The sequence below is a fragment of the Streptomyces sp. NPDC006012 genome, assembly GCF_042871185.1.
Taxonomy (GTDB): domain Bacteria; phylum Actinomycetota; class Actinomycetes; order Streptomycetales; family Streptomycetaceae; genus Streptomyces.
This window is the reverse complement of sequence record NZ_JBIAIE010000003.1, coordinates 16907-43897: the sequence shown is the minus strand read 5'-3', so window position 1 is coordinate 43897 and position 26991 is coordinate 16907. Positions and strand designations below refer to the sequence as shown.

24 protein-coding genes are annotated in these 26991 nt (G+C 71.0%); 13 read left to right on the top strand and 11 right to left on the bottom strand.

The features are described from left to right. Positions 1–45: 45 nt before the first annotated feature. The 4 genes from ACFYPJ_RS07035 to ACFYPJ_RS07020 all read right to left on the bottom strand — a co-directional run bounded on the left by ACFYPJ_RS07035 (position 46) and on the right by ACFYPJ_RS07020 (position 4378). The gene (locus ACFYPJ_RS07035; RefSeq protein ID WP_389012926.1) at positions 46–1554 is read right to left on the bottom strand and encodes an ATP-binding protein; all 1509 of its coding nucleotides are present in this window, start codon (positions 1552–1554) and stop codon (positions 46–48) included. A gap of 54 nt (positions 1555–1608) precedes the next feature. Then, complete coding sequence (locus ACFYPJ_RS07030) at positions 1609–2373, bottom strand: response regulator transcription factor (protein WP_389011752.1); 765 nt, start codon at positions 2371–2373, stop codon at positions 1609–1611. Between the two features lie 176 nt (positions 2374–2549). Continuing rightward, complete coding sequence (locus tag ACFYPJ_RS07025) at positions 2550–3296, bottom strand: CE1759 family FMN reductase (protein ID WP_389011749.1); 747 nt, start codon at positions 3294–3296, stop codon at positions 2550–2552. Next, a complete protein-coding gene (locus tag ACFYPJ_RS07020) occupies positions 3293–4378 on the bottom strand; it encodes an LLM class flavin-dependent oxidoreductase (RefSeq protein WP_389011746.1) in 1086 nt (361 codons plus the stop codon). Before ACFYPJ_RS07020 ends, ACFYPJ_RS07025 begins: the two co-directional genes overlap by 4 nt. A gap of 247 nt (positions 4379–4625) precedes the next feature. Here ACFYPJ_RS07020 and ACFYPJ_RS07015 point away from each other — a divergent pair, with 247 nt between their 5' ends. Next, a complete protein-coding gene (locus tag ACFYPJ_RS07015; protein WP_389011743.1) occupies positions 4626–5567 on the top strand; it encodes a DUF6597 domain-containing transcriptional factor in 942 nt (313 codons plus the stop codon). A gap of 159 nt (positions 5568–5726) precedes the next feature. Here ACFYPJ_RS07015 and ACFYPJ_RS07010 read toward each other — a convergent pair whose 3' ends face one another. Together ACFYPJ_RS07010 and ACFYPJ_RS07005 are read right to left on the bottom strand one after the other, a co-directional pair. Further along, positions 5727–6503, bottom strand: a complete 777-nt coding sequence (locus ACFYPJ_RS07010) for an SDR family NAD(P)-dependent oxidoreductase (protein WP_389011740.1) — start codon at positions 6501–6503, stop codon at positions 5727–5729. A gap of 78 nt (positions 6504–6581) precedes the next feature. After that, positions 6582–6920: a YnfA family protein gene (locus ACFYPJ_RS07005; protein ID WP_389011737.1), complete on the bottom strand. Its 339-nt coding sequence runs from the start codon at positions 6918–6920 to the stop codon at positions 6582–6584. Positions 6921–7056: 136 nt separating this feature from the next. Here ACFYPJ_RS07005 and ACFYPJ_RS07000 point away from each other — a divergent pair, with 136 nt between their 5' ends. Then, positions 7057–7590, top strand: coding sequence for a hypothetical protein (locus ACFYPJ_RS07000; protein ID WP_389011734.1), 534 nt, complete (start codon positions 7057–7059; stop codon positions 7588–7590). 164 nt (positions 7591–7754) lie between these two features. Then, positions 7755–8234, top strand: a complete 480-nt coding sequence (locus tag ACFYPJ_RS06995) for a MarR family winged helix-turn-helix transcriptional regulator (RefSeq protein ID WP_389011732.1) — start codon at positions 7755–7757, stop codon at positions 8232–8234. A 59-nt stretch (positions 8235–8293) separates the two neighbouring features. Here ACFYPJ_RS06995 and ACFYPJ_RS06990 read toward each other — a convergent pair whose 3' ends face one another. Next, entirely contained in the window at positions 8294–9487 is a 1194-nt protein-coding gene (locus ACFYPJ_RS06990) for an RtcB family protein (RefSeq protein ID WP_389011729.1), read from the bottom strand. A 212-nt stretch (positions 9488–9699) separates the two neighbouring features. Here ACFYPJ_RS06990 and ACFYPJ_RS06985 point away from each other — a divergent pair, with 212 nt between their 5' ends. From ACFYPJ_RS06985 to ACFYPJ_RS06965, 5 genes are all read left to right on the top strand, one after another. Further along, a complete protein-coding gene (locus ACFYPJ_RS06985) occupies positions 9700–10554 on the top strand; it encodes a DUF3558 domain-containing protein (RefSeq protein WP_389011726.1) in 855 nt (284 codons plus the stop codon). A 116-nt stretch (positions 10555–10670) separates the two neighbouring features. Further along, entirely contained in the window at positions 10671–11510 is an 840-nt protein-coding gene (locus ACFYPJ_RS06980) for a DUF3558 family protein (protein WP_389011723.1), read from the top strand. Between the two features lie 117 nt (positions 11511–11627). Then, the gene (locus ACFYPJ_RS06975; RefSeq protein WP_389011720.1) at positions 11628–13004 is read left to right on the top strand and encodes a DUF2637 domain-containing protein; all 1377 of its coding nucleotides are present in this window, start codon (positions 11628–11630) and stop codon (positions 13002–13004) included. Positions 13005–13539: 535 nt separating this feature from the next. Beyond that, complete coding sequence (locus ACFYPJ_RS06970; RefSeq protein WP_389011717.1) at positions 13540–14382, top strand: hypothetical protein; 843 nt, start codon at positions 13540–13542, stop codon at positions 14380–14382. Positions 14383–14810: 428 nt separating this feature from the next. Next, a complete protein-coding gene (locus ACFYPJ_RS06965) occupies positions 14811–15740 on the top strand; it encodes a hypothetical protein (protein ID WP_389011714.1) in 930 nt (309 codons plus the stop codon). Positions 15741–16115: 375 nt separating this feature from the next. On the opposite strand, the gene lysS is transcribed toward ACFYPJ_RS06965, so the two are convergent. Beyond that, positions 16116–17885 carry a lysine--tRNA ligase gene (gene lysS, locus ACFYPJ_RS06960; protein WP_389011711.1) on the bottom strand — a complete coding sequence of 590 codons (1770 nt, stop codon included), beginning with the start codon at positions 17883–17885 and terminating at the stop codon, positions 16116–16118. Between the two features lie 149 nt (positions 17886–18034). On the opposite strand from lysS, the gene argS reads away from it, so the two are divergent. Then, entirely contained in the window at positions 18035–19801 is a 1767-nt protein-coding gene (argS, locus tag ACFYPJ_RS06955) for an arginine--tRNA ligase (protein ID WP_389011709.1), read from the top strand. Between the two features lie 207 nt (positions 19802–20008). Continuing rightward, the gene (locus ACFYPJ_RS06950; protein ID WP_389011706.1) at positions 20009–20845 is read left to right on the top strand and encodes a DUF4253 domain-containing protein; all 837 of its coding nucleotides are present in this window, start codon (positions 20009–20011) and stop codon (positions 20843–20845) included. Positions 20846–21021: 176 nt separating this feature from the next. Here the strand turns inward: ACFYPJ_RS06950 and ACFYPJ_RS06945 are convergent, their stop codons facing one another. After that, positions 21022–22566, bottom strand: a complete 1545-nt coding sequence (locus ACFYPJ_RS06945) for a helix-turn-helix domain-containing protein (RefSeq protein ID WP_389011703.1) — start codon at positions 22564–22566, stop codon at positions 21022–21024. A 219-nt stretch (positions 22567–22785) separates the two neighbouring features. On the opposite strand from ACFYPJ_RS06945, the gene ACFYPJ_RS06940 reads away from it, so the two are divergent. Then, on the top strand, positions 22786–23568 hold the full coding sequence (locus tag ACFYPJ_RS06940) for a DUF4232 domain-containing protein (RefSeq protein ID WP_389011701.1): 783 nt from the start codon (positions 22786–22788) through the stop codon (positions 23566–23568). A 160-nt stretch (positions 23569–23728) separates the two neighbouring features. Here the strand turns inward: ACFYPJ_RS06940 and hemB are convergent, their stop codons facing one another. Further along, positions 23729–24721, bottom strand: coding sequence for a porphobilinogen synthase (gene hemB, locus ACFYPJ_RS06935; protein ID WP_389011698.1), 993 nt, complete (start codon positions 24719–24721; stop codon positions 23729–23731). A gap of 184 nt (positions 24722–24905) precedes the next feature. Between hemB and ACFYPJ_RS06930 the strand changes: the two genes are divergently transcribed. Together ACFYPJ_RS06930 and ACFYPJ_RS06925 are read left to right on the top strand one after the other, a co-directional pair. Further along, positions 24906–25391, top strand: coding sequence for a TetR/AcrR family transcriptional regulator (locus ACFYPJ_RS06930; RefSeq protein WP_389011695.1), 486 nt, complete (start codon positions 24906–24908; stop codon positions 25389–25391). Position 25392: 1 nt separating this feature from the next. Then, the gene (locus ACFYPJ_RS06925) at positions 25393–25758 is read left to right on the top strand and encodes a hypothetical protein (RefSeq protein WP_389011693.1); all 366 of its coding nucleotides are present in this window, start codon (positions 25393–25395) and stop codon (positions 25756–25758) included. A gap of 257 nt (positions 25759–26015) precedes the next feature. On the opposite strand, the gene bla is transcribed toward ACFYPJ_RS06925, so the two are convergent. Beyond that, complete coding sequence (gene bla / locus ACFYPJ_RS06920) at positions 26016–26963, bottom strand: class A beta-lactamase (RefSeq protein WP_389011691.1); 948 nt, start codon at positions 26961–26963, stop codon at positions 26016–26018. Positions 26964–26991 lie beyond the last annotated feature (28 nt).

Genomic DNA, 26991 nt, shown 5'->3' with positions numbered 1-26991 from the left:
CGCCGCCGCTCCACCACGACCTCCGTCACTCCACCACGACGTCTCTCATGCCCCGTCATCCGGATCCCCGGTGACGCCCCCGCCCACCGTGAAGCCGATCACCGCGCCGCCGCCGTCCCGGCGCAGCGCGAAAGGTGCCCCGCCGTGTGCCATGGCCACCTCCCGCACGATGGACAGGCCCAGCCCGGAGCCGGGCAGGGAGCGGGCGTCGGCGGCGCGGTAGAAGCGGTCGAAGATCCGGATCAGATCGCCGTCGGCGATGCCCGGCCCGCGGTCCAGGACCTCGACGCGCACCGGTCCGGCGGGGCGGGCGTGCATCCGGGCGGTGCCTGCCCCGCCCTCGTACGGGCGCAGGAACTGCCGTGCCGTGGCGAGCGCGGGGCCGGTGACCCGGACCTCGATGGGCGAGCCGCGGTCGCTGTCGAACTTGGTGGCGTTCTCCAGCAGGTTGGACAGCGCGCGCTGGAGCATGCCGGGCCGCCCGTCGGTGACGGTGTCCCCGCCGGTCCACAGCACGATCTCCCGCCCGGTGCGGCGGCGTGCCAGGCCCACCACGTCCTCGGCGACGTCCGCGATGTCGACCCGCTGGGTCGGCTCGGTGTCGGACTGCCCGGCGGCGAGGTCGACCAGCTCGTTGACCAGGTCGGTCAGCTCGCGGGCCTCCTGGGTGAGGTCGGCGACGAGATCGTCGCGGGTGTCGGGCGGCAGCTCGTCGATGCGGCGCAGCAGGGAGATGTTCGTACGCAGGGAGGTCAGCGGGGTGCGCAGTTCGTGGCCCGCGTCCTGGACGAGCCGCCGCTGGTCCTCCTCCGACTGGGCCAGCCGCCCCAGCATCCGGTCGAACGCCCGGCCCAGGCGGCCCACCTCGTCGAGGCCGGCGACGGGCACCTGGATGCCCAGCCGGCGGGTGCGGGCGACGTCCTCGGCGGCGGTGGTGAGGATGACCAGGCGCCGGGTGATACGGCGGGCCAGCCACCAGCCGACCAGTCCCGCGGCGATCACGACCGCGGCCATCAGGACCAGCGTGCGCTGCTGGAGCGCCCGCAGCAGGTCCTCGGTGTCGCTGAACTCCTGCGCGACCTGCACCGCGCCCCGCCCGTCGCCGAGCGCGACGGTGGCGACGCGGAACAGGTCGTCGGCGACCTTCACGTCGGTGTACTGGACGGTCCGGCCAGCCGCCCGGGCGGTGGCGATGGCCCGGTCCTTGGCGGTGACCGGCAGCACCGGGCTGCCGTGGTCGACGATCTCGCCCTGCGCGCCGAGCACCTGGACGTCGGTGCGGCTGGGCCGGACCACGTCGTGTCCGGGCCGGGTGGAGCTGAAGTCCTGCGGCACCATCTCCGTCTGCCGTACCTCGGTCTGTACGTCCTGCACGACCTGGGTGAACACCGACTGCTGGTCGACGCGGACCAGCCGGGCGGCGGCGCTGTAGGACAGGATGCCGACGAGGATCGTGACGGTGGCGGTGATGGCCGCGAAGGACACGGCGAAGGTGGTGCGCAGCGAGACGAGTTTGGGCCGGCGCAGCACCGTCAGCCGGCTCAGTGCCGACAGCCGGCGCAGCACGGGCGGCCTGCGCGGGGCCGACGGCCGGCGCAGGCGGCCCACTCAGTCCTCCCGCAGCACGTAACCCACGCCCCGCACGGTGTGGATCAGCTGCGGTGCGCCGGGTTCGTCGAGTTTGCGGCGCAGGTAGCCGACGTAGACGGCGAGGTTCTTGGAGCCGGGTCCGAAGTCGTAGCCCCAGATGCGGTCGTAGATGGTGGAGTGGTCGAGCACGATGCCGGCGTTGCGGGCCAGGAGTTCCAGCAGTTCGAACTCGGTGCGGGTCAGTTCCAGCTCCCGCTTGCCGCGCCAGGCCCGGCGTGCCTGGAGGTCCATGCGCAGCCCGGCCGCCTCCACCTGGCGGTCGTCGGCGTGCGACTCGCGGACCGGGGCGGTACCACCGCCTCCGCTGCCTCCACTGCCGCCGCCGCTGCCACCTCCGCTGCCGCCCGCGGTCACCGGGGCGGCGCGGCGCAGCAGGGCGCGCAGCCGGGCGAAGACCTCCTCGACGTCGAACGGCTTGACGACGTAGTCGTCGGCCCCGGCGTCGAGACCCGCGATCCGGTCGGCGGTCTCGACCAGCGCGGTGAGCATCAGGATCGGGGTGCGGTCGCCCTCGGCGCGCAGCACCCGGCACACCTGGAGGCCGTCGATCCCGGGCATCATCACGTCGAGGACCAGGACGTCCGGTGGCGTGCGGTGGGCGTGCGCCAGCGCTTCCACTCCGTCGGCGACCGCCGTCACCGCATAGCCCTCCAGCGTCAGGGCCCGCTCCAGGGCATGGCGGATGGCGCGGTCGTCTTCGGCGAGCAGCACAGTCTGGGGCACGCACCCAGTTTGCCAAGTCCCCGGACCGTTCGAGCGGGCCGAGCGGGCTTACGATCGCCCTTTTTACCCGCCTCTCACCGTGCCGGACGCAACCTGGTGCCGGGGCGCACGGTCTTCTCACCGTCGGCCGGCGTGTGTGACGAATCTCCGGTTGCCCGGGGCCGCACCGCCCGTCCTCAGGCGGCGCGGAGCCGCGCCAACTGCTCCTCGAAGGGCACCACGTCCAGGAGGTCCGCGGCGGCCGACGCACCCGCCGCGCGCCCCACCGGCCCCGCGGCCCTCGTGCTCTGGTCCGGCCCCGGCTCCCCGGGATTCCCGTGGCCGGCCTCGCGCCCGGAGTTCCCCGGGGTCGCCGCCGTGTTCCCCATGGCCCCCTCGGCCACTCTGGCCACCCTGGTCTCACTGGTCTCCGCCGGCCCGGTCATCAGCCCGGCCAGCTCCGCCGCCGCCCGGTCGATGCGTTCCGCGAGACCCTGCGCGCCCCAGTCCTCCGAGGCGGCGTAGACGGCGGTGGGTACGACCACGGCCTTGAGGTAGGCGAACAGCGGGCGCAGGGCGTGCTCCAGGACCAGGGAGTGTCGGGCCGTACCGCCGGTCGCGGCGATCAGCACCGGCTTGCCGGCCAGTGCGTCCGGTTCGAGCAGGTCGAAGAAGGACTTGAACAGGCCGCTGTACGAGGCGGTGAAGACCGGGGTGACGACGATCAGCCCGTCCGCCCGGGCGACCGCGTCCAGTGCGGCGGCCAGGTCGCGGCCCGGGAAGCCGCTGGTGAGGTGGTGCGCGATCGCCACGGCGAGTTCGCGCACCTCGACGACCCGGACGTCGGTGGCGACGTCCGCCGCGGTGGCGGCGGCCAGCCGGTCGGCGAGCAGCCGGGTGGAGGACGGGACGCCCAGTCCCGCCGAGACGACGACGAGTTTCATGCGGCGGACACCTCCTTGGCGCGGAGCAGCGAAGCGTGGGTGGGGGCGTCGGGCACGCCGGCCGGGCGGGCGGCGGCGAACTCCTTGCGGAGTACCGGTACGACCTCCTCGCCGAGCAGGTCGAGCTGTTCCAGGACCGTCTTCAGCGGGAGTCCCGCGTGGTCCATCAGGAACAGCTGGCGCTGGTAGTCGCCGGCGTACTCGCGGAAGGACAGCGTCCGTTCGATCACCTGCTGCGGGGAACCCACGGTCAGCGGGGTCTGGTCGGTGAACTCCTCCAGCGTCGGGCCGTGCCCGTACACCGGCGCGTTGTCGAAGTACGGACGGAACTCGCGCACCGCGTCCTGCGAGTTCCTGCGCATGAACACCTGGCCGCCCAGACCGACGACCGCCTGCTCCGGCGTCCCGTGCCCGTAATGCGCGTACCGGGTCCGGTACAGCTCGACCATCCGCCTGGTGTGCTCGGCCGGCCAGAAGATGTTGTTGTGGAAGAAGCCGTCACCGTAATAAGCGGCCTGCTCGGCGATCTCCGGCGAACGGATGGAACCGTGCCAGACGAACGGCGGCACACCGTCCAGCGGACGCGGCGTGGACGTGAAACCCTGCAGCGGAGTGCGGAAACGCCCCTCCCAGTCCACCACGTCCTCACGCCACAGCCGGTGCAGCAGCGCGTAGTTCTCCACCGCCAGGTTGATGCCCTGCCGGATGTCCTGCCCGAACCACGGATAGACCGGCCCGGTGTTCCCACGGCCCATCATCACGTCCACCCGGCCGTCCGCCAGGTGCTGCAGCATCGCGAAGTCCTCCGCGATCTTCACCGGATCGTTGGTCGTGATCAGCGTCGTCGACGTGGACAGCACCAGCCGCTCGGTCCGCGCCGCCACGTACCCCAGCATCGTGGTCGGCGACGACGGCACGAACGGCGGATTGTGATGCTCACCCGTCGCGAACACGTCCAGACCGACCTCCTCGGCCTTCACCGCGACGGCGACCATGGCCTTGATCCGCTCGTGCTCGGTCGGCACACGGCCCGTCGTGGGGTCCGGCGTGACATCACCGACGCTGAAAATCCCGAACTGCATGGCCACTCACACCCTCCAATTGGTTTACCATTCAACTATACCTGCCCAACGGTCTCCCCCGGCTCCGTATTCCGCCCCGTCCTTTTCCGCCGGCCGCTGCCCCCGCGTTGTTCCGCCGGCCGACGCTTCCCGTACTGGCGGCCACCGCGAGATCGCCCTTCCCGTGCCCCGGCCCGCCGTCGGGCCCCCGGCCCACCGGAACCCGAGTATCAGCATCGATGTCAGAGCCCCGGCCTACGATCCGGACATGGCAGCCCCCCGCCGTGACACCCGCGGCATCGTCGACCCGGCGGAACTCTTCGCGCACGTGGACTTCCGACGCCGGGAGCCCTTCCCCGGGCCCGCGACCCCGCACGGACCCGGCAGCCCCGAAAGCCCAGGCAGCCCACCCAGCAACCCCGGGAGACCCGGCAGCCCCTTCAGCCCCGGCAGCCCCGGGAACCCGGATCCGGCCCTGCGCACCTACCTGGAGCACTACTGGCTGATCGACTGGGACCTCAGCCGGCCGTACGTCTCCCACGTCGTGCCGCACCCGTCGGTGAACGTGGTCTTCCAGCAGTTCACGGGCGAGGAGCCGTTCGCCGAGGTCGCGGGAATCGGGCTCGGGCTGTTCGCGCAGAAGCTGGCGGGCCGGGGCCGGGTCTGCGGGATCCAGTTCCGGCCCGGCGGCTTCCGGCCCTTCGCCCCGGACCGAGCGGTGGCCGACTGGACGGGCCGCCGCGTGCGTTTCACCGAGGTCTGGCCGGACGTCGACCCGCGGGCCGTGCTCGACCCGGACGACGAGGACGCCCGTGTCGCCGCCCTCGACGCGTTCCTGCTCGCCCGCCGCCCCCGCCCCGACCCGCAGGCCGACCTCGCGACGGCCCTCGTGCACCGCATCCGCACCGACCGCACGGTCCGCCGGGTCGGCGACTTCGCCCGCACCGAGGGCCTGTCCGTACGGCTGCTGCAACGCCTCTTCGCCGGGTACGTCGGGGTCGGGCCGAAGTGGGTCATCCTGCGCTACCGCATCCACCAGGCCCTGGAGCGCGCCGAGACCGAGCACACGGTGGACTGGGCGGCCCTGGCCGCCGACCTCGGCTACGCGGACCAGGCCCACCTGGTCCGCGACTTCACCGCGACCGTGGGGATGCCCCCGACGTCCTACGCGGCAGCGGTGCGCCCCGAAGCCGCGCGCGAGAGAGGGTGACGGCCCTCCGCACGGCCACCGGCGACCGACCCGGCCGCGACACCGCGCCCGGATCTCCCTGCCGACGCCACCACGCCGACACCCACGGCCCCGGCACCACCGCGCACCGGCCCGGCCGCGACCGCGGCCTCCCCGGGACCCGGCACCGGGCCGGGGGGATCACCGCTCCCGGTGCACCTTCGTGTTGGACGCCTGGGCCCGCGGACGCAGGACCAGCAGATCCACGTTGACGTGGCTCGGGCGGGTCACCGCCCAGGTGATCGTGTCCGCCACGTCCTCGGCGGTGAGCGGCTCGGCCACCCCCTCGTACACCTTCGCCGCCTTCGCCGCGTCCCCGCCGAAACGGGTCAGCGCGAACTCGTCGGTCTTGACCATGCCGGGGGCGATCTCGATGACGCGGACCGGCCGGCCCACGATCTCCAGGCGCAGGGTCTCGGCGAGGACGTGTTCGCCGTGCTTGGCGGCGGCATAGCCCGCGCCGCCCTCGTAGGTGCCGAGGCCCGCGGTGGAGGAGACCACCACGACCGCGCCGTCGCCGCCGGCCTCAAGCTTGGGCAGCAGTGCCTGGGTGATGTTGAGGGTGCCGATGACGTTCGTCTCGTACATCGTGCGCCAGTCGGCCGGGTCGCCGGTGGCGACCGGGTCCGCGCCGAGCGCTCCGCCCGCGTTGTTGACCAGCACGCCGACCGTCCTGAAGGCGGTCGCGAACTCGTCGACGGCGGCCCGGTCGGTGACGTCCAGCTGGTACGCCGTCACCTCGTGCCCGGCCGCGGTCAGCTCCTCGGCCAACGCCTCGATGCGGTCCTTGCGGCGGGCCGTGAGGACCACCCGGTACCCGGCCGCGGCCAGCCCGCGGGCGGTGGCGGCGCCGATTCCGCTGCTCGCACCGGTGACGACGGCGATGCGGGAGGCGGCGGGCGGTACGGCGGGGGCCATGGGCTTGCTCCTCGGACGGGCGTACGGGCTACGCCACCCAGGTTAGGGGACCGGCACCGCCGGGCACCGCCCGCACGATCAGCCGGAGCCGCGCGGCGCCCACATGATCACCGCCATCCCGGCGAGGCAGATCAGCGCACCGGCGAGGTCCCAGCGGTCGGGCCGGTAACCGTCGGCGACCACCCCCCACAGGATCGAACCGCCCACGAAGATCCCGCCGTACGCGGCGAGGATGCGGCCGAAGTGGGCGTCGGGCTGGAAGGTGGCGACGAAGCCGTAGGCGCCGAGGGCCAGCACGCCTCCGGCCATCCACAGCCAGCCACGGTGCTCGCGGACGCCCTGCCAGATGAGCCAGGCACCGCCGATCTCGAAGACGGCGGCCACGACGAACAGGACGGCGGAGCGGAGGATCAGCATGGGTGCAGCCTGGCATGCGCGGTGTCACCTGTTGGAGGGCGCCTGACGCCCGCTGTGCGTGGGATACATCCCTGCGTACGTGCCTGTCCCTGGAATGACGGAGTGGGTGACATGTGTAGGACACAGAGGGGGTGGCATGCGTAGGACGAGGGTGCTCGCCGTGTGGGGGGCCGCCGTGCTGGCGGCGGTCGCCGCGGCCGGGCCCGCCGACGCGAGCGGCACGGACGGAAAGGCTGGGGCGGCCGACGCCGCCAGGGGCGCCGGTACCGCCGGTGCGGCTCGTACGCCGGAGGCGGATCTGGCCTACCACGGGTCGGCGGTGCTGAGCGGCCGGCAGATCGACGTCCGCTTCACCCCGCGCAACCACGGGCCGTCCGCCGTTCCGGGCGCCAGCGTGCAGCTGCGCTGGTCGGTGGCGCTGGCGGACCGGCTGGAGCTGCCGGCCGGGTGTGTGCGCACGGGCGAGCGGGTGCTGGTCTGCGGGACGGGACCGCTGGCCGCGGACAGTTTCGGGGAGCAGGTCCGGCTCGGCGTGACGCTGCGGGACCAGCCCGCGGAGGTCACGCTGCAGCTCGACACGGTGTGGAGCGGCGGCGCGGTGGACGGCAACCGGGCCAACGACCGGGAACAGGTGCTGATCCTCGCCACCGGGGACCCGTACTCCTTCTGACCGGGCGGGCGGGCCCGGCCGGACTACTGGGCGGGCGGGCAGCGAGGCGGGCGACCGCCAGGCACCAGAAGAAACGACGACCGTCAGGAACCAGCAACAGGGAGCCCGGAAGGACCAGGGAAGCGCAGACTCAGAATGCGCAGGCCGAGCGAGCGGAGCAGGACATGACCGGGGACGGAAGCGCGCGGGCGCGGCTGCGGTCGGAGCTGGCCACCCTCTCCCGTCGCTGCATGGCGTCGTACGCCCTGTTCAACCAGGCCGTCGCCGACCACCTGGGCCTGCACCCCACCGATCTGCAGTGCCTGAACCTGCTCGCGCTGGAGCGGACGCCGGTGACGACGGGCCGGATCGCGGACCTGACCGGGCTGACGACCGGTTCGGCGACCCGGCTGGTGGACCGGCTGGAACGGGCGGGGTACGTCGTCCGGGAACGGGACGCGACCGACCGGCGACGGGTGCTGGTGGCCGCCGTGCCGGAGAAGATCACCGAGTTCGAGCGGGCGTGGGAGCGGCTGGGCGGCGACTGGTCCGCCCTCTTCGAGGACCTGGACGACACCGAACTGGGCACGATCGCCCGCCACATGAAGCGGACGGTGGCGGCCGTCTCCGACCGGATCGGCCATCTGCGCGAGACCCGGCCGTAGGACGTAGGACACAGGACGCAGGACCGGGCGGCGGTGGCCGGCGGGCCGGAACCCGCCGGTCAGCCCTTCACGCAGACGACCTGCTTCAGCTTCGCGACGACCTCCACCAGGTCCCGCTGCTGGTCGATGACCTGCTCGATCGGCTTGTAGGCGCCGGGGATCTCGTCGACCACGCCGGAGTCCTTGCGGCATTCCACACCGCGCGTCTGCTCCTGAAGGTCCTGCGTGGAGAAGCGGCGCTTCGCGGCGCTGCGGCTCATCCGGCGACCGGCGCCGTGCGACGCGGAGTTGAAGGACTTCTCGTTGCCGAGGCCCCGCACGATGTACGAACCCGTGCCCATCGAACCCGGGATGATCCCGTACTCACCGGAGCCCGCGCGGATCGCGCCCTTGCGGGTGACGAGCAGGTCCATGCCCTCGTAGCGCTCGCGGCTCACATAGTTGTGATGGCAGTTCACCTCGGGCTCGAAGGCCACCTTCGCCTTCTTGAACTCCTTGCGGACGACATCCTTGAGGAGCGCCATCATGATCGACCGGTTGTACTTCGCGTACTCCTGCGCCCAGTACAGGTCGTGCTCGTACGCCGCCATCTGCGGGGTGTCCGCCACGAAGACGGCGAGGTCGCGGTCGACCAGGCCCTGGTTGTGCGGGAGCGTGTGGGCGACCCCGATGTGGTGCTCCGCGAGTTCCTTGCCGATGTTGCGGGAACCGGAGTGCAGCATCAGCCACACCGAGCCGGAGGTGTCGACGCACACCTCGCAGAAGTGGTTGCCGGAGCCCAGCGTGCCCATCTGCACGGCGGCCCGCTCGCGCCGGAACCTGACGGCCTCGGCGACCCCGTCGAACCGGTCCCAGAAGCCCTCCCACCCCGAAGTCGCCAGCCCGTGGAAGCGGCCCGGGTCGACGGGGTCCCGGTGCATCCCGCGGCCCACCGGAATCGCCTGCTCGATCTTCGAGCGGAGGCGGGAGAGGTCCCCGGGCAGGTCGTTCGCCGTCAGCGACGTCCGCACGGCGGACATGCCACAGCCGATGTCCACGCCCACCGCGGCCGGGCAGACGGCGCCCTGCATCGCGATGACCGAACCGACCGTCGCGCCCTTGCCATAATGGACGTCCGGCATGACGGCCAGGCCCTTGATCCAGGGCAGCGTGGCGACGTTGCGCAGTTGCTGGAGCGCGCCCTGCTCGACCGTGGCCGGATCGGTCCACAGCCGGATGGGGACCTTGGCACCCGGTATTTCTGTGTACGACATGTCTTCCCCAGTCCCCCATGAGTCATAAAAAGCCCTAGAACCGAAATAAGGCAGAAGCGGCGCCAAGGTCGGCGAAAAGCGACAACGGACCGGCATAAGCGGCGGCGCGTGCGATACACATTGTCTCCAGGTGACGCCCCGCGGCGGCAAGCGAATTCCAGCGGGGACACCGAAGGACCCAACGCGCCGACAGCGTCGAGAGGAGCCTGACCGTGCAGCGGAAGGCGTATGTGACCGGGACCGCAGCCCTCCTCGTGGCGCTGCTGACCGGCTGCACCGGCGGCTCCGCGGACACGGGGGCGGCGGACGACGCGAACCCCGGCAACGCGGGCACCGTGCCCGAGGCGGCCCAGCCCGGCAAGTACCGCACACTCCCCGAACCCTGTGCCGCGGTCGGCCGCGGCGCGCTCGACTCCCTGCTGCCCGGGATCAAGGAGATTCCCGACCAGGACCAGCGGAGCAAGGCGTACGACGGCACCGCGACGCAGACGTACGACACCGACCGCAAGGTCGGCTGCCGCTGGAAGGTCGAGTCCGCCGACGCCACCGACCACCTCTACGTCGACTTCGAACGGGTCGTGTCGTACGACAACTCCGTCAGCGACGACAGCCAGGCGCAGAAACTGTTCGCGGACGTGCAGACGGCGGCCGACCTGCCCGAGTCCGGCGCCCCCGCGTCCGGGTCCTCCTTGGCGCCGATGGCGGGCACCGGGCCGGTCGCCGACGCCTCCCCCTCCGGCACTCCCTCGCCCTCGTCCTCCGGCACTCCCTCGTCCTCGGCCCCGACCCCCTCGGCCGGTGAGTCCGACGGCACCGCCGCCGCCGACCTCCGGCCGCGCGTACTCGACGGCCTGGGCGACGAGGCGTTCCTCGACGACCAGCTCGGCAACTCGGGTTCGACGGCCGAACAGCGAACGGTGACTGTGGTGTTTCGCACGTCCAACGTGATCGTGACCATCGAGTACGCGGAGCAGCCGATGACCGTCGGCGCGACCCCCGACAGCAAGGAAATGCAGGACAGGGCACGGAATCTGGCCGCGCACCTGGCCGGCTCGCTGTCCGGCTGACGGCCCCCGCGGACCCTTCCGGGCACCTCCGCCGGGCCGCCGAACCGGAACCGCCCCGCTCACTCACCGCGTACCGTGGGCCCCTCGGACGATCCGACCGCAGGAACACGAGCGTCATGAGTGAAGGAACCATGCAGCGAGCAGCCCAGCGAGACGACCAGCGTGATCAGCGTGACCGGCGAGCGGGACGGTTGCGCCGTGTCCTTGTCTGCGCGGCCGCCGTGCCGGCCGTGCTCGCCGTCGCAGGCTGCTCCTCGGACTCCGGCTCCCAGGGCGGCGACGCCAAGCAGTCTGCGAGCGACAGCAGCACCGGCACCGGCACCGGCTCCGCGAGCCCCTCGCCGACCGTGCAGGCGGCCGCGTACCACAAGCTGCCCGAGTCATGCGCCGTACTGTCGAAGAAGACACTGGGTCAACTCGTACCCAAAAGCTCGAAGTCCGGCAAAAAGGGCAACTCCAGCGATGTGTTGTCCCGGGCCAGCTGCTCCTGGAGCAGCCTGGACGACAACGGCGTGAAGGGCTCCCAGTTCCGCTGGCTCAACGTCTCCCTCCTGCGCTTCGAGTCCGACACCAGCCGCGGCTCCGCCGACCAGCAGGCGCAGGCGTACTACACCAAGCAGATCCAGGACACCCGGGCGGTGACCGGAGCGAAGAACCTCAAGTCGCAGACCCTCACCGGGACGGGCGACGAGGCGACGGTCCTGCGCTACGACCTGCGGAAGAAGGAGGGGGACTTCAAGCAGCAGACGATCGTGGCACGCGTCGAGAACGTCGTCGTCACCCTCGACTACAACGGCGCGGGCCTGGCCGGTGAGAAGACCCCGAACGCCGACGACCTGGTGAAGTCCGCGCAGAAGGCAGTCAAGGAGGCCGTGTCCGCGGTGGCGTCGGCGAACACGGGCAGCGCCGCCTCGCCGTCCCCGTCGCCGTCCAAGTCGGCGGCCAAGAAGGGCTGACGAGCCGCCTGCCGACGTACCGGCGACGCGCGCGCCGCACACATGTGCCACCCTGTTGCGCGCAACAACACCCAAGGGGAGGGAGTTCGGGTGGCCGCGCCGATTCAGCTGACTCGGATGCACCGCGTTCTCATCGGCGTGGTCGTGGCCGGCGCCGTGATCATCGCCGGCATCGGCTTCGCCGGCTCCTATGCCGCCGTCCGTGAGCTGGCCCTCAAGAAGGGCTTCGGGAATTTCGCCTATGTCTTCCCGATCGGCATCGACGCCGGCATCTGCGTCCTGCTCGCCCTGGACCTGCTGCTGACCTGGATCCGCATCCCGTTCCCACTGCTGCGTCAGACGGCCTGGCTGCTGACCGCGGCGACGATCGCCTTCAACGGCGCGGCGGCCTGGCCCGACCCACTGGGCGTGGGCATGCACGCGGTGATCCCGGTGCTGTTCGTGGTCGCGGTCGAGGCCGCCCGGCACGCCATCGGCCGGATCGCCGACATCACGGCCGACAAGCACATGGAGGGCGTCCGCCTCACCCGCTGGATGCTCTCCCCCCTTCCGACGTTCCTGCTGTGGCGCCGCATGAAGCTGTGGGAGCTGCGCTCGTACGAGCAGGTCATCAAGCTGGAGCAGGAACGGCTCGTCTACCAGACCCGGCTGCGCTCCCGCTTCGGCCGCGCCTGGCGCCGCAAGGCCCCGGTGGAATCCCTGATGCCGCTACGGCTGGCGAAGTACGGAGTACCGCTCGCGGACACGGCTCCCTCGGGCCTGGCCGCGGCGGGCATCGAGCCGGCCCTGATCCCCGCGCCGCCACAGCAGCCGGAACTGCCCGCGCCCCCCGCCCCCGAGCGGACCGCCGACCCGGCACCGGTACCGGCCCGCCCCGGAATCCCCGGGCAGCGCACCGCAGAGCCCGCCCCGGCCGAGAACGCGAACCAGAACCCGTGGTTCCAGACTCCTCCGCAGCACGCCGACTACCAGGGCGGCTACAACCCCGGATTCGACCCGCGCGGGCATGCCCCCGGCCCAGGCCCCGGCAGCGACGAACAGTACGAACAACAGTGGTTCGAGGCCCAGCAGTTCAGGAACCAGCAGGCGGACCAGGCGTTCACGGAGCAGCAGTTCACCGACCAGGGGTTCCCGGCCGAGCAGTTCGCGAACCAGCAGTTCCCGGACCAGCAGTTCGCGGAGCAGCAGAACGCCGAGCCCGAACCGCCCGTGCCCTCCCCGGAGGACACCGGCAGCTTCCCGATCCCGGTGGGCCCGAACCGCACCCGGGAACTGGGCGAGGGCGGCGGCACCCCGGCCGCCGAGCCGGACGAGGACTCGTACTACCAGGTGTTCAAGAAGTCGATCAACGGCAGCTATCCGACCCCGCGCGAGTTCGGCGACAACGTCGAGGCCGAGTTCGGCCAGACGCTCCCCGTGGACGAGACCAAACGCATGGTCAACCGCTTCACCAACCGCCACACAGCGGAACTGGAAGAAGACCACATCGCCTGACGGGACTTGCCGGGTCGTGGAGACTCGGTGCCGTAGCCGCCGGCGGGTGAGCACTTTCATCGCCTGAAGCACGTGATTTCTGAGGTCAGACCGTGCCCGCGGCACCTGCTGGTCGGCCGGGTGACCAGACCGCTGACGGGGTGGCATGCCCGTCGATCGGGGCGTGAGCTCTGGATCCATTGGGCCGCGTGCCGCGCCTTCCGCAGGCTGCACGACAACCGAACCACCGGGCGAGGTCCCGACGGGCCGAAGCCCGCCCGGGAGACACGCCGCCGACGGACGTCGTAGCTGTCACGAGAACCCCCGCACGGAGTCATCCCCTCGTAGCGGTCGCAGAGTCGCATCGGCAGGTACACGGGCCCAGGCGAGATGAACCGTCGGCGGTTCGGTCCCGTTGTGACAGGAGATTGTCCGTGGCGGCCGGAACTGCCGGCCGCAGACCGCCGGAGGCCACACGATGCCGAGGAAACAACACCAACATACACCCGAAGAGGTAACAGCATTTTTGAAGAGGTTTTTGAACCAAGAACAGGCCATGACTCCTTTCACCAAAGCCGAGAAAATGGCTGCCAGACTTGGTCACCGCTGGGCCACCGGCGAGGTGATTCCGGAAGGCCGCAAGGGTTTGTCGGACGCAGAGATAGACAGGTTGGACGCGATTCTCGAGGCCGAAAGCTATGCACCTCGCCGCGATGCCGCGTATGTGACGGAGTTCCTCGAGGAGTACTTGAAAACTGAACCGGACACGTCACTGGCGCGTTTCGCCGAAGTCAAGGATGTCAATAGTTCGACTACCTACTCGTGGGCCCACGGCTACTCCGTCAAGGGCGGCCGCGCTGGGTTGTCAGATGAGCAGCGGAAGGAGCTGGACAAACGTCTGAAAGAAAATTTGCCGAGTGCGAAAAAAGGGAAGAAGGCAGCACCGCGCTCGAAAGCTGAGCCCGCTCCGTTGTTCGGCCCGCACGCAAGCGTCTCCCTGTACGGCCCGCAGGGCCAAGCCGGAGACACAGGCTTCAGCCCTTCGACTTTTCCTCCCGCACCCCACCTCCCCCCTGCCGACTCTTCCTTCTTCGGTGAGGAGATGACGGTACTGCCTAACCCCGTCGCACAGTACGCGAATTACCCGTCCGAACAGCCCGCCGCCGACGCTTCCCACTTCGATCCGGACCTGACGACTTACCCCGCCGCACAGTACGCGGATTACTACCCCAACCCGTCCGAACAGCCCGCCGCCGACGCTTCCCTCTTCGGTCCGGACAGCAGGACGCTCCCTGCGCCCAGGGCGGGCAATGTCCGGACGTCGGATTACTTCCCCAAGCAGTCGGGCGCACGGGGCCAGGCGGGAAACAGCCGGGCGGGTGGCCGCGGCCGAAAGTGAGGTCGACGCGGTCGAAGACGGCCTGGTCGGGTCCCACCCGAGGCCGAACGCCGGACGTGTCCGTGCAGCGGCTCGTTCCTGGGCGACCGTGAGTACGATCCTGCCTTGGATGTATCCCCGGATCCCCGGCCGCCGCGAGGCTGCCCCAAGGCGTGGAGGGCATCGCGAGGCTCCACGAGCTTGTCGCCCGGCACGGCGGCTAGGACCTCGGTCCCACAGCGGTGACCGTGGGGATGGCGGCCGCCGACGGACGTCGTAGCTGTCACGAGAACCCCCGCACGGAGTCATCCCCTCGTAGCGGTCGCAGAGTCGCATCGGCAGGTACACAGGCCCAGGGGAGCTGAACCGTCGGCGGTTCGGTCCCGTTGTGACAGGAAATTGTCCGTGGCGGCCGGGACTGCCGGCCGCAGACCGCCGGAGGCCACACGATGCCGAAGAAATACAAGAAACACTCAACCCAAGACGTAACAGATTTTCTGAAGAGGTTTTTGGAACAATGGAAACTGGACACGCGCAAGTCCCTGAGTTCTTTTTCCAAAGCCGCGGACTTGCCTTCCGGGCTTGGTCACCGCTGGGCCAAGGGCGAGGTCCGTCCGAGTGGCCGCGATGGGTTGTCAGAGACGGAGAAGAAAGAGCTGATAGCGTATCTCGACGCCGAAGGTATTTCATCTCCCAGCGAGGCCGTGCGTGTGACGCAATTCTTCAGGGAATTCTTGAAAACTGAAGACGGCACGTCACTGAGACGATTCTGCTTGGACAAGGGCGTCAATATGTCGACTGCCTACACGTGGGCCCATGGCAAGGCCGTCGAGGCCGGCCGCGCTGGGTTGTCAAAAAAGGAGCAGGCGGAGCTGGCCGAACGCCTGAGAAAAAATAGGCCGAGTGAGAAAAAAAAGCAGAAGGCACCGGGCCCGAAAGATGCCCCCGCTCCGTTGTTCGGCCCGCACGCAAGCGCCTCCGTGTTCGACCCGCAGGGCCAAGCCGGAGACACTGGCTTCAGCCCTTCGACTTTTCCTCCCGCACCCCACCTCCCCCTTGCCGACTCTTCCCTCTTCGGTGAGAATATGAGGGAACTGCCTAACCCCGTCGCACCATACGCGAATTACTACTCCAACCCGCCCGGACCGCTCACCCCCGACGTTTCCCACGTCGGTGCGGACCTGACGAATCACCCCGCCGCGCAGTACGCGAATTACGACCCCAACCTGCCCGAACAGCCCGCCGCCGACGCTTCCCGCTTCGGTCCGGACAGCAGGACGCTCCCTGCGCCCAGGGCGTCGGGCGGTGTCCGGTCGTCGGACTACTTCCTCCAGCAAGCGAGACACAGCCGTGCGGGTAGCCGCGGCGGCCGAAAGTGAGGTCGCCGCGGTCGAAGACGGCGTGGTCGGGTCCCACCCGAGGCCGAACGCCGGACGTGTCCGTGAAGCGGCTCGTTCCCAGGCGACCGTGAGTACGATCCTGCCTTGGATGTATCCCTGGGCGACGCGTTCGTGTGCCGCCCAGGCGGCCGCGAACGGAAACGTGCGGTGAGTCCGCCGCCGCCGAGCTGCGGTCGGCCCGCCGCTTCGCACGCGAGCACGCCGTCGCGGCCACCGTGCAACACCGGCTCCAGCCGCGTCGCAGGGAGCTCCATGGGGGCGCGGGGAACTGGCGCAAACCACCCGCAACGCCCCCGCACCCGGCCAACAACCCCAGCCCCCGCCATCGAAGCCCCCGCCAACCCGGCGGAGGGCCTACTCCCCGAGCAGGACCCGCACCCGCTCCTGCCCGACCGCCAGCAGCAGCGTGGGCAGCCGCGGGCCGGTGTCGCGCCCGACGAGCAGGTGGTACAGCAGCGCGAAGAACGTCCGCTGGGCGGTCTTGATCTCCGGCGGCAGGTCCTTCGGCGTGGCGTCGGAGGGGAACCCGGCCTGCACCTTGGGCACGCCGTACACGAGATGCGTCAGCCCGTCCAGCGACCACTGCCCGGCCAGACCGTCGAGCAGCAGCCGCAGCGACCGCTGGTCCCGCTCGTCGAGCGACTTCAGCAGGTCGGCGTCCGGCTCCTCGCGCACGATGGTGCGCTGGTCGGCCGGGACGTAGGCGTTGATCCACGCCTCGGCCTTGTCGTACCGCGGACGGACCTCGTCCAGCGAGGCCGGCGGGTCGGCCGGGTCGAGTTCGGACAGGATGCGCAGGGCCTGGTCCTGGTGGCCCGCGGTGACGTCGGCCACGGACGCCAGCGTGCGGTACGGCAGCGGACGCGGCGTCCTCGGCAGCTCACCGGCGGCCGTACCGACGGCACGGCTGTAGGCGGCCACGTCCCCGGGGAGCGCGGAGTCGCCCCCGGCGACCTTGGCGGCCAGCTTGTCCCACTCGTCGTAGAGCCGCTGGATCTCCTGGTCGAAGGCGATCTTGAAGGACTGGTTGGGCCGCCGGCGGGCGTACAGCCAGCGCAGGATCTGCGGCTCCATGATCTTCAGCGCGTCGGCCGGGGTGGGGACGCCACCGCGGGACGAGGACATCTTCGCCATCCCGCTGATCCCGACGAAGGCGTACATCGGGCCGATCGGCTGCTTGCCGCCGAAGATCCCGACGATCTGGCCGCCGACCTGGAAGCTCGACCCCGGCGAGGAGTGGTCGACGCCGGAGGGCTCGAAGACGACGTCCTCGTACGCCCAGCGCATCGGCCAGTCGACCTTCCACACCAGCTTGCCGCGGTTGAACTCGCTCAGCCGCACGGTCTCGGAGAAGCCGCAGGCGTCGCAGGTGTAGGTCAGCTCGGTGGTGTCGTCGTCGTACCCGGTGACGGTGGTGAGGTCCTTCGCGCAGTTGCCGCAGTACGGCTTGTACGGGAAGTACCCGGCGGAGCCGGAGCTGCCGTCGTCCTCGTTCGCCGCGCCCGAGCCCTCCTCGGCCTCCAGTTCGGCCTCGTCGACGGCCTTCTGCTGCTGCTTCTTCGCGGGCTTCGGCTTGGTCCGGTACTGGTCCAGGATCGCGTCGATGTCCTTGCGGTGCTTCATGGCGTGCAGGATCTGCTCGCGGTAGACACCCGACGTGTACTGCGCGGTCTGGCTGATCCCGTCGAACTCCACGCCCAGCTCGGCCAGCGACTCGACCATGGCGGCCTTGAAGTGCTCGGCCCAGTTCGGGTGCGCGGAACCCTTCGGGGCGGGTACGGAGGTCAGCGGCTTGCCGATGTGCTCGGCCCAGGACTCGTCGACGCCCGCGACACCGGCCGGCACCTTGCGGTAACGGTCGTAGTCGTCCCAGGAGATGAGGTGCCGCACCCGGTGGCCGCGCCGCCGGATCTCGTCGGCGACCAGGTGCGGGGTCATGACCTCGCGGAGGTTGCCCAGGTGGATGGGTCCGGAAGGGGAGAGCCCGGAGGCCACGGCGATCACCGGAGCGGTATCGGCCGACGCCTTTTTGCCCTGGGCCCGACGCTCCGACTCCTCGATGACCTCATCCGCGAAACGGGAGACCCAGTCGGTGTTCTCGGTGCTCTGAGCCACGGTCGGCACGTCCTTCTTCCTCCGGAGGGCAGCCGGTACGGTCACACGGCTGACCGGTCCATTCTCCCAGACCGCCGCGCACCGGGAAAACCGCTTTACCCCCCGTGGGATACTGAGTGGGTCTATCCATTCCCACGAGGAGAACGGCACCCATTCCTATGGCCTCGGTCACGTCCCTCAGCGACTCCGTCCAGCAGCACCTCGCGTCCGCCCTCTCGGCCACCCTGCCCGAGGCCGCCGGCGCGGACCCGCTGCTGCGACGAAGCGACCGGGCCGACTACCAGGCCAACGGCATCCTGGCGCTCGCCAAGAAGGCCAAGGCGAACCCCCGGGAGCTGGCGACGCAGGTCGTCTCCCGGATCACCACCGGTGACGTGATCGAGGACGTCGAGGTCTCCGGACCCGGCTTCCTGAACATCACGGTCGCCGACGGGGCGATCACCCGGAACCTGGCCGCGCGGTACGCGGACACCGAGCGGCTCGGTGTGCCCTACGCCGAGCACCCGGGCACCACGGTGATCGACTATGCCCAGCCGAACGTGGCGAAGGAGATGCACGTCGGCCACCTGCGGTCCGCCGTCATCGGCGACGCGGTGGTCCAGATCCTGGAGTTCACCGGCGAGAACGTGGTCCGCCGGCACCACATCGGCGACTGGGGCACCCAGTTCGGCATGCTCATCCAGTACCTGGACGAGCACCCGCACGAACTGGACCACAAGGCCGGCCAGGTGACCGGTGAGGAGGCGATGTCGAACCTCGACCGCCTCTACAAGACGGCGCGCAAGCTGTTCGACTCCGACACGGAGTTCAAGACGCGGGCCCGGCGCCGGGTGGTCGACCTCCAGGCGGGCGAGCCGAAGACGCTGGCCACGTGGCAGAAGTTCGTGGACGAGTCGAAGATCTACTTCTTCTCCGTCTTCGAGAAGCTGGACATGGAGGTCCGCGACCCGGACATCGTCGGCGAGTCCGGCTACAACGACATGCTGGCCGAGACCTGCCGCCTCCTGGAGGAGTCCGGTGTGGCGGTCCGCTCCGAGGGTGCGCTCTGCGTCTTCTTCGACGACGTCAAGGGCCCGGACGGCAACCCGGTCCCGCTGATCGTGCAGAAGTCCGACGGCGGCTACGGCTACGCGGCGACGGACCTGTCGGCGATCAGGGACCGCGTGTTCAACCTGAAGGCGGACACGCTGCTGTACGTGGTCGACGCCCGCCAGTCGCTGCACTTCCGGATGGTCTTCGAGACGGCCCGCCGGGCGGGCTGGCTGAACGAGGACGTGAAGGCGCAGCAGTTGGCCTTCGGCACGGTCCTCGGCAAGGACGGCAAGCCGTTCAAGACGCGTGCGGGCGAGACGGTCCGGCTGGAGGACCTGCTCGACGAGGCGGCCGAGCGGGCGACGGCCGTCGTCCGGGAGAAGGCCGCAAAGGTGGGCCTGTCCGAGCAGGAGATCGTCGAGAACGGCCGGTACGTCGGCATCGGCGCCGTCAAGTACGCGGACCTGTCGACGTCGGCGGTACGGGACTACAAGTTCGACCTGGACCAGATGGTGTCGCTGAACGGCGACACGTCCGTCTACCTCCAGTACGCGTACGCCCGTGTCCAGTCGATCCTCCGCAAGGCGGGCGCGGCCACCCCGGCCGCCCGGCCGGAACTGCCGCTGGCCCCGGCCGAGCGGGCACTGGGCCTGCACCTGGACCAGTTCGCCGAGACGATCCGCGAGGTGGCCACCGGGTACGAGCCGCACAAGCTGGCCTCGTACCTGTACCACCTGGCCACGCTGCTGACGACGTTCTACGACCAGTGCCCGGTCCTGAAGGCCGACACCCCCGAGCAGACGGAGAACCGGCTGTTCCTCGTCGACCTCACGGCCCGCACGCTGCACCGCGGCATGGGCCTGCTGGGCATCCGGACGCCCGAGCGACTCTGACCCGAACCCCAGCGGTCGGTCCGAAACCCCGCGGTCCCGCACCCGGCAGCTGAGCCGGGTGCGGGACCGCGTCGTCACCGTCAGGCCCACCGGCGTAACAGCCGCCGCTGACACCGTCGTTCGTATTTTTCTGCCCGCCGTCCGCGCCATCCGTGTCTGCCCGAGGCTCCCGCGGTGTTGTCAGACCCTGCCTCTACAGTCACCCGCATGGCGACTCTTCCCAACCCGCTGCCCAAGCTGGCGGCCGACCCGAGCGGGCGTTCCCTCGGGCTCCAGCTCCCGCCCGGGAGGCTGATCCACGAAACGGACGACGGGCCGTGGCCGGAGCCCCTCCTGTGGCACGCCGAGAAGTCGGCCACGCCCGGCAGCTGGGCGGCGCTGGGCACACCGGCCGGTCGCGTGGGCCTGCTGCCCGTGCTCCTCGATCTGGGCGATTCCCAAGGCGGCCCGGAGCACTGGCAGTTGTCCCCGGCGCACACCTCGTACCCGGGCGACCACGACGCCGAGGACGTGCTCGCGGAGCACTGGGACGAAGGGCAGGAGGACGCGGGGCGGGGGGACGCCGGGGGCGCGTCCGGTGAGGCGGACTGGCCCGGGTTCGCCCCCGCCGGGTCGCTCACCGTCGAACCCGGCTCCTGCGCCGCGCAGGTCGCCGACCTCCTGAGCGGTGCCGACGCGGGCGGTCGGGCCCCCGCCGGGTTCAAGGATCCGCATCTGGCCCTCGTCCCGGCCCGCCGTTCCGCCGACATCCCCGCCGCCATCGGCTGGTCGGGACCGGTCAACCACGAGGACGACGTGGCCCGGCTCTGTGCGGTCCTGCGCTCGTGGGAGGACCGCTTCGGCATACGCGTGGTCGCCCTCGGCTTCGACACGCTGGTCGTCTCCGTGGCCGCACCGCCCGCCGACCTGGCCGACGCCGAGGTGCTGGCGGCCGAGCACTTCGCGTTCTGCCCGGACAACATCACCCAGAGCGGGCCGGCCGGCCTGAGTACCTACGCCGAGGAACTGATCGGCGAACGCGCCTGGTCCTTCTGGTGGGACTGACGGACCCCGCTCAGCCGGCGAGACCCCGCCGCCGCTGAGCCCACGACGCTGCCGAGCGACCGTGCGGGAACGGGCGCCGCCGTCCTGCCCGGTCGCCGTCCCCGCCCGGTCGCTGGACCGGGCGATCGTCGGACCGACGGTCGCTGGACCGGACGGCCTTCGAAGCCCCGCGGCGCTCAGGAGGCGTCGGTCGGCTTCTCCCACTTCTCGGCGCCGATGGGGAAGTCGTACCTCGGACGCCCGTTGTTGCCGCTCGTCCGGAACGGCTTCCCGTTGTCGTCGACGACCAGGGTGCCCTTGCGCGTGCCACTGGACCAGGCCAGCTCCAGGTACCAGCTCACGTCGTACGCGGACGCCTGCGCGGTGATCCGGAAGACCTCCGGGTCCGACTCGCTGACCTTGAACGGGAAGTCCCGCTGCCCCGAGCCGGCCACCACGACCGGCCGCGCGGCATCGAGGGCGACGGTGAAGGGACGGGTCGGCACATTGCCGCCGCAGCCGACGCCCACGGCGTAGTCGTTCCAGGCCAACGGCGCGTCCCTGCCGACCACCCGGACCTTGAGCCCGTCGAGGACCACCGTGTCCGCGCCGGTGCCCTGCACCGTCACCGTCAGCAACTGCTCCCCGGCCGACACCGCCTTGTACGCCGCCACCCAGGCCGGCGCGTCCTGCTCCACCGGCGGCGGACCGACGTCCGTCGCGGGCCGGTCGATCAGGTAGTGCTGGGAACAGGGGTCTTCCCAGGTGTACGGCCTGGTGTTCACGGTGAGGAGCGGCCCGGCGTCCGTCTTGCCCGCGCCCGCGGGCGCGTCGCCGGTCGGGCCGGGGGTCGCGGAGACGGAGACGGGCGGCGACGTCTTCTCCCCGGGCTTGGGCTTCTTCGAGGCGGAGGCCGAGGGCGAGGGCGAGGCACTGGTCGGCGGCGCGGAGACGTGGTCGGGCGCGGCGGCACCGACAGGGCTGCGGCCGTCGTCACCGTGCTTCCCGCCGGACGCCAGATTCAGGGTCAGCGCGACGGCCCCGAGCACCGCGGCGACGGCGACACCGGCGAGCACGGCGGTGCGGCGGGAATGGCGGGGCCGGTCGGCAGGAGCGGGCCGACGGGCGATGGACAGGTCCCCGGGGACGTTGTGGACGTCGTTCTCCACCGCGTCGGCGCCGGACGGGACGGCGGCTGGACCGGGCGCCGCGGCGTCCACGGCGCCTGGACCGGACGCTGCGGCGTCGACTGCGTCCGGACCGGGCGCAGTCGCGCCCGGGCGCGAAGCCGGGGCTGCCGCGTCCGCCGGGACGGCCTGCCCCTCCACCGCGCGGGCCTCCACCGCGCGAGGCCGCGCCTGCCCCGAAGGAGTCTCCGCGGCCCCCGAAGCAGCCTCCGCCGCGTCCGGGGCGGTCTGTGCTTCCCCCGCCGTGCTCGGGGCGCTCTCCCCCGGGTCCGGCCTGGTCTCCGCCGGCGCCGCCGGCTTCTTCCCCCGTACCGCATCCGCCATCACCCAGCGCCGGTGCAGTTCGACGAGTTCCTCGGGCGTGGCCTTGCACAGCCGGGCCAGACGCTCGACCGGGCCGTAGTCCGTCGGTACGGCATCCCCGTTGCAGTATCGGTGCAGCGTCGACGTGCTCATGTGAAGCCGCCTCGCCAACACCCCGTAGCTGAGCTGCGAGCGCTCCTTCAGTGTGCGCAGGAGTTCCGCGAAATCGGGTCCGTACGTACCGTCCGACACGGTGCCCTCCCTCCCCGGTATCCCATTCCGCCGTTCCAGGAATGAGTCGTTTTCTCAGGTCAGAGCCGGTGCGGCCGTTCCAGTGTCCCTGATTGACCGTGGTGTCTGGCGGCCGGGACGGATCATCGCACAGAGTGTGGCCGTGTCCACAGCCGCTCCCGGCATCCCAACATCCCAACGAGCGGCGCCCGGTCTCCGTCTCCCGCAAAGGATGCAGACATGCGCACGTTCCGTATCGCCCGCTCCGCCCGCTCCCGCACCCGGCTGTGCGCCGCGACAAGCGTCGCGGTCGCCGCCCTCGCCCTCACGGCGTGCAACGACGGCACCGGCATGCGGGACGAGGGAGCGTCGTTCGCCGCCTCCGCCCAGGCCGGCGCCTCGGTCCACTCGACGCCGCAGGGGCAGAGCGGCGGTTCCACCAAGTCGGCCGCCGGCAAGGGCAACCCCGAGCAGAGCGGCAACTCCGGTTCGGGTACGGGCTCGTCCTCCGGCTCGAACTCGTCCTCCGGCTCGGGCTCGTCGGCCGGCTCGAAGTCGTCGTCCGGTTCGGGCAGCGCCTCCGAGCCGTGGGACCCGGCGAACCGCGTCCTGTGCAACGGCGCCAACACCCAGGTCAAGGCCGAACCGGTGGCCCGCCCGCTCAACCGCATGCTCATCACGGTCAAGAACACCGGCTCGAAGTACTGCGACATGCCGTACTACCCGGTGCTCCGCTTCGACGAGATGCAGTGGGCGCCGCAGGGAGAAGAGGCCACCCGGCCGCAGGCCGTGGTGACCCTCGCACCGGGTGAATCCGGTTACGCGGGCGTCATGCTGCAGTCCCCCGAGGGCGACGGCGGCACGACCAGCCACAAGCTCACCATCGCCTTCCAGGGCAAGACGCCCAACAGCACCGGCGGCGCGTCCGCGATCGTGAAGCTGCCGGCCGACGGCGTGTACTACGACAGCTCGCTGAAGGTCAGCTTCTGGCAGCAGAACTCCCACGACGCCATCGACTGGTGAACGCCCGCCCGTCAGAAACGCCGTACGACAACGCCGTACGACCCCCGTACACCCCCCGGACGCCCTGCCGACCGTCGTCCGGCGTGCGGAGCCGGGCACGGTGCGCCGGGTGCGGCCCGGCGCGCGTCCGGTGTCCGGCCGCCGGCCCCTGGACGGACCGTCAGCGCAGGCGCTGCGCGACCTCGGTGGCCCAGTAGGTGAGGATGGTGCGGGCCCCGGCCCGCTTGATGCCGGTCAGCGTCTCGGTGATCGCCCGGTCCCGGTCGACCCAGCCCTTCTCCGCGGCGGCCTCGACCATCGAGTACTCGCCGGAGATCTGGTAGGCGACGACGGGCACGTCCACCGCGTCGGCGACCCGGGCCAGGATGTCGAGGTAGGGCCCGGCCGGCTTCACCATCACCATGTCCGCCCCCTCCTCCAGATCGAGCGCCAGCTCCCGCAGCGCCTCGCGCCAGTTGGCCGGATCCTGCTGGTACGTCTGCCGGTCGCCGGTCAGCGAAGAGGCGACGGCCTCCCGGAACGGCCCGTAGAAGGCCGAGGAGTACTTGGCGGTGTAGGCGAGCACGGCCACGTCCTCCCGCCCGATCTGGTCCAGCGCGTCCCGGATGACACCGATCTGGCCGTCCATCATCCCGCTCGGCCCCACCACATGGGCGCCGGCGTCGGCCTGCACCTGAGCCATCTCGGCGTACCGCTCCAGGGTGGCGTCGTTGTCGACGCGGCCCTGTGCGTCGAGCACCCCGCAGTGCCCGTGGTCGGTGGTCTCGTCCAGGCACAGGTCGGACATGACGAGCAGATCGTCGCCGACCTCGGCCCGCACGTCCCGGATCGCGACCTGGAGGATCCCGTCCGGGTCGGTCCCCGCGCTCCCGACGGCGTCCTTCTTCGCGTCCTCGGGCACCCCGAACAGCATGATCCCGGAGATCCCCGCCTCGGCCGCCGCCGCGGCGGCCTTCTTGAGGCTGTCCCGGGTGTGCTGCACGACACCGGGCATGGCCGCGATCGGCACCGGCTCGGCGACGCCCTCCCGTACGAACGCGGGCAGGATGAAGTCCGCCGGGTGCAGCCGGGTCTCGGCGACCATCCGGCGCATGGCGGGGGTGGTGCGCAGGCGCCGGGGACGCGTACCGGGGAAGGATCCGTACTTCGTCATGACAACTACGCTACGCCCGCCCCGGCGCCCCTTTTGCCGACGCGCAGTCGGCCTCCCGCGCCCCGACGGCCGGTCCGACACACAGTCGGCACCCCGTACCCCCGGACGGTCGGCCTCCCTGCGCCTCCCGTAAAAGAACGCTTGTTCTTGACCGATCATTCTTTAATCGTCTAGGGTCAGGGGCATGGGACGACCCCGCGCCTTCGACACCGATCAGGCCGTCAGTACCGCGGCCGCCCTCTTCGCCACCCACGGCTACGAGGGCACCTCGGTGGACGACCTGGTCACCGCCACAGGCATCCACCGAGGCAGTCTCTACAAGGTCTTCGGCTCCAAACGGGGCCTGCATCTGACCGCCCTGCGCAACCACCTCGACCACGAAATCCACCCGGCCAGCGCCGCCATCGCCACCCTCACCGACCCCACGCAGGCACTGACAGCAGCCATCGGCTCGTACGACAACGGCCCTGCTGCCGGACTTCTCCTCCTTGCCGCCGCCGAACGCGCCCCCCACGACCCAGAGGTTGCCGCGCTGGTCGCGGAAGGCATCACCGCGCTGGAGGACGCCCTGCGCCCGTCCCACGGTGACGCCGCCCCTCAACTCGCCTGCACCGTCCTCGGTACCCGCCTGCGCCTGCGCGCCCAGCCGACCGCCCCCAAGGAGCACTGACATGGCCCTGATCTCCATCGACCGCGAACGCGCCCTGCTGACCGCCGAATTCCAGGGCCTCGACAAGCTCTGGACTTTCAAGAGCCGCCTGGAAATCCCCCTCATGCACGTGCGTGGCGCCACCCACGACCCCGGCATGGCACGCGAACCGAAGGGCATCCGCGTCGGTGGCACCCACTTCCCCGGTGTGATCACCGCCGGCCGCTTCCGACGCGACGGTGAACGCCTCTTCTGGGACGTCAAAAACCCGGACAAGGCAGTCGTCATCGAACTCGCGGACGCCGAAAGCTACGACCGCCTCGTCATGGAGGTCGACGATCCCCGCGCCACGGTGGCACTCATCGAACAGTCCATCGCCCGCGACTGAACCGTGACTTCCGGCTTGGACGCCCCTCCGGCGGCCCTGTACGTGTTCACCGACAACCACGTGCCGCCTCGTCGCCGGATCGGGCGGTCCGGAGCTGTCGGATGCGGAACTGCTGTGCCTGGCCGTGGCGCAGGGCAGGTGCCCACCTGGCACGACGACCTGCGGCTGACCGGCTAACTGCACCCCACCGCCGTGCGCGGCCTCCCGCGCCCCCGGACGCCCGGTCCGCGCGGGAGGTGTGCCGCTCCGGGCCTCCGTCAGCCGAGCGCGGCGGCGAGCAGCGCGGCGGTCTCGGCGACCAGCGGTTCGTCGGCGGCCGCGTCGGCGGCCGGCTGGGTGGACAGCACGGCCAGCACCACCGGTTGCCTCTTCGGCGTCCAGGCGATGCCGACGTCGTTGGTGGTGCCGTAGTCGCCGGTGCCGGTCTTGTCGGCCAGTGCCCAGTCGGCGGGCAGGCCCTTGCGGAAGCGCTGGCCGCTGGTGGTGTTGGCCAGCATCCAGCCGGTCAGCCGCTCACGGTCGGCGGGGGTGAGCGCGTCGCCGAGCACGAGCCGGGCGTTGGTCTCTCCGATGGCGTGCGGGCTGCTGGTGTCCGTCACCCGCCACGGCTCGGCCGAGTTCAGCTCGGGCTCGACCCGGTCGAGCCGGGTCGTCCGGTCCCCGATGGACCGGCAGAACCGGGTGACCGCGGCCGGTCCGCCCAGCTCGCGCAGCAGGAGGTTCATCGCGGCGTTGTCGCTGTAGGCGATGGCCGCGGCGCACAGCGCGGAGACGGTCATGCCGTTCGCGAGGTTCTCCGGCAGGCCCGTGACGGGGGCGTAGCCCGCGCCCGTGGTGTCCTGCTCGGTGTACCGGATGCGCTTGGCGAGGAACTCGCCGTCCCGGTCGAGGTCCCGCAGGACCGCGGCGACGGCCGGGGTCTTGGCGGTCGAGCACATCGGGAAGCGTTCGTCCGCCCGGTAGAGCACCGTCCGTCCGGTGGCGGTGTTCCGGGCGAACACGCCGAGCCGGGCCGCATGGTTGCGTTCGAGGTCCGCCAGTTGCCGCAGGACCTCCTTCTGACCCGACGAGGTACCCCTTTCCGCTGCGGTCGCCTTCGCACTCGCGGTCGCATGCGCGCTCGCGGGCACGGCAGCGGCCAGTCCCGCGCCGGCTCCGAGCGCCAGCAGCGCGCGACGGGACAGACGTGTTTTCGCGTCACTCAAGACTGACTGCCTTCCTTCTGGTGTCACA

Bases quoted from the DNA above. Each gene is read 5' to 3' on its own strand.
- ACFYPJ_RS07025 (WP_389011749.1), bottom strand. From the start codon at position 3,296: ATGAAACTCGTCGTCGTCTCGGCGGGACTGGGCGTCCCGTCCTCCACC.
- ACFYPJ_RS07020 (WP_389011746.1), bottom strand. From the start codon at position 4,378: ATGCAGTTCGGGATTTTCAGCGTCGGTGATGTCACGCCGGACCCCACG.
- ACFYPJ_RS07015 (WP_389011743.1), top strand. From the start codon at position 4,626: ATGGCAGCCCCCCGCCGTGACACCCGCGGCATCGTCGACCCGGCGGAA.
- ACFYPJ_RS07010 (WP_389011740.1), bottom strand. From the start codon at position 6,503: ATGGCCCCCGCCGTACCGCCCGCCGCCTCCCGCATCGCCGTCGTCACC.
- ACFYPJ_RS07005 (WP_389011737.1), bottom strand. From the start codon at position 6,920: ATGCTGATCCTCCGCTCCGCCGTCCTGTTCGTCGTGGCCGCCGTCTTC.
- ACFYPJ_RS07000 (WP_389011734.1), top strand. From the start codon at position 7,057: ATGCGTAGGACGAGGGTGCTCGCCGTGTGGGGGGCCGCCGTGCTGGCG.
- ACFYPJ_RS06995 (WP_389011732.1), top strand. From the start codon at position 7,755: ATGACCGGGGACGGAAGCGCGCGGGCGCGGCTGCGGTCGGAGCTGGCC.
- ACFYPJ_RS06990 (WP_389011729.1), bottom strand. From the start codon at position 9,487: ATGTCGTACACAGAAATACCGGGTGCCAAGGTCCCCATCCGGCTGTGG.
- ACFYPJ_RS06980 (WP_389011723.1), top strand. From the start codon at position 10,671: ATGAGTGAAGGAACCATGCAGCGAGCAGCCCAGCGAGACGACCAGCGT.
- ACFYPJ_RS06975 (WP_389011720.1), top strand. From the start codon at position 11,628: ATGCACCGCGTTCTCATCGGCGTGGTCGTGGCCGGCGCCGTGATCATC.
- ACFYPJ_RS06970 (WP_389011717.1), top strand. From the start codon at position 13,540: ATGACTCCTTTCACCAAAGCCGAGAAAATGGCTGCCAGACTTGGTCAC.
- ACFYPJ_RS06965 (WP_389011714.1), top strand. From the start codon at position 14,811: ATGCCGAAGAAATACAAGAAACACTCAACCCAAGACGTAACAGATTTT.
- argS (WP_389011709.1), top strand. From the start codon at position 18,035: ATGGCCTCGGTCACGTCCCTCAGCGACTCCGTCCAGCAGCACCTCGCG.
- ACFYPJ_RS06950 (WP_389011706.1), top strand. From the start codon at position 20,009: ATGGCGACTCTTCCCAACCCGCTGCCCAAGCTGGCGGCCGACCCGAGC.
- ACFYPJ_RS06940 (WP_389011701.1), top strand. From the start codon at position 22,786: ATGCGCACGTTCCGTATCGCCCGCTCCGCCCGCTCCCGCACCCGGCTG.
- hemB (WP_389011698.1), bottom strand. From the start codon at position 24,721: ATGACGAAGTACGGATCCTTCCCCGGTACGCGTCCCCGGCGCCTGCGC.
- ACFYPJ_RS06930 (WP_389011695.1), top strand. From the start codon at position 24,906: ATGGGACGACCCCGCGCCTTCGACACCGATCAGGCCGTCAGTACCGCG.
- ACFYPJ_RS06925 (WP_389011693.1), top strand. From the start codon at position 25,393: ATGGCCCTGATCTCCATCGACCGCGAACGCGCCCTGCTGACCGCCGAA.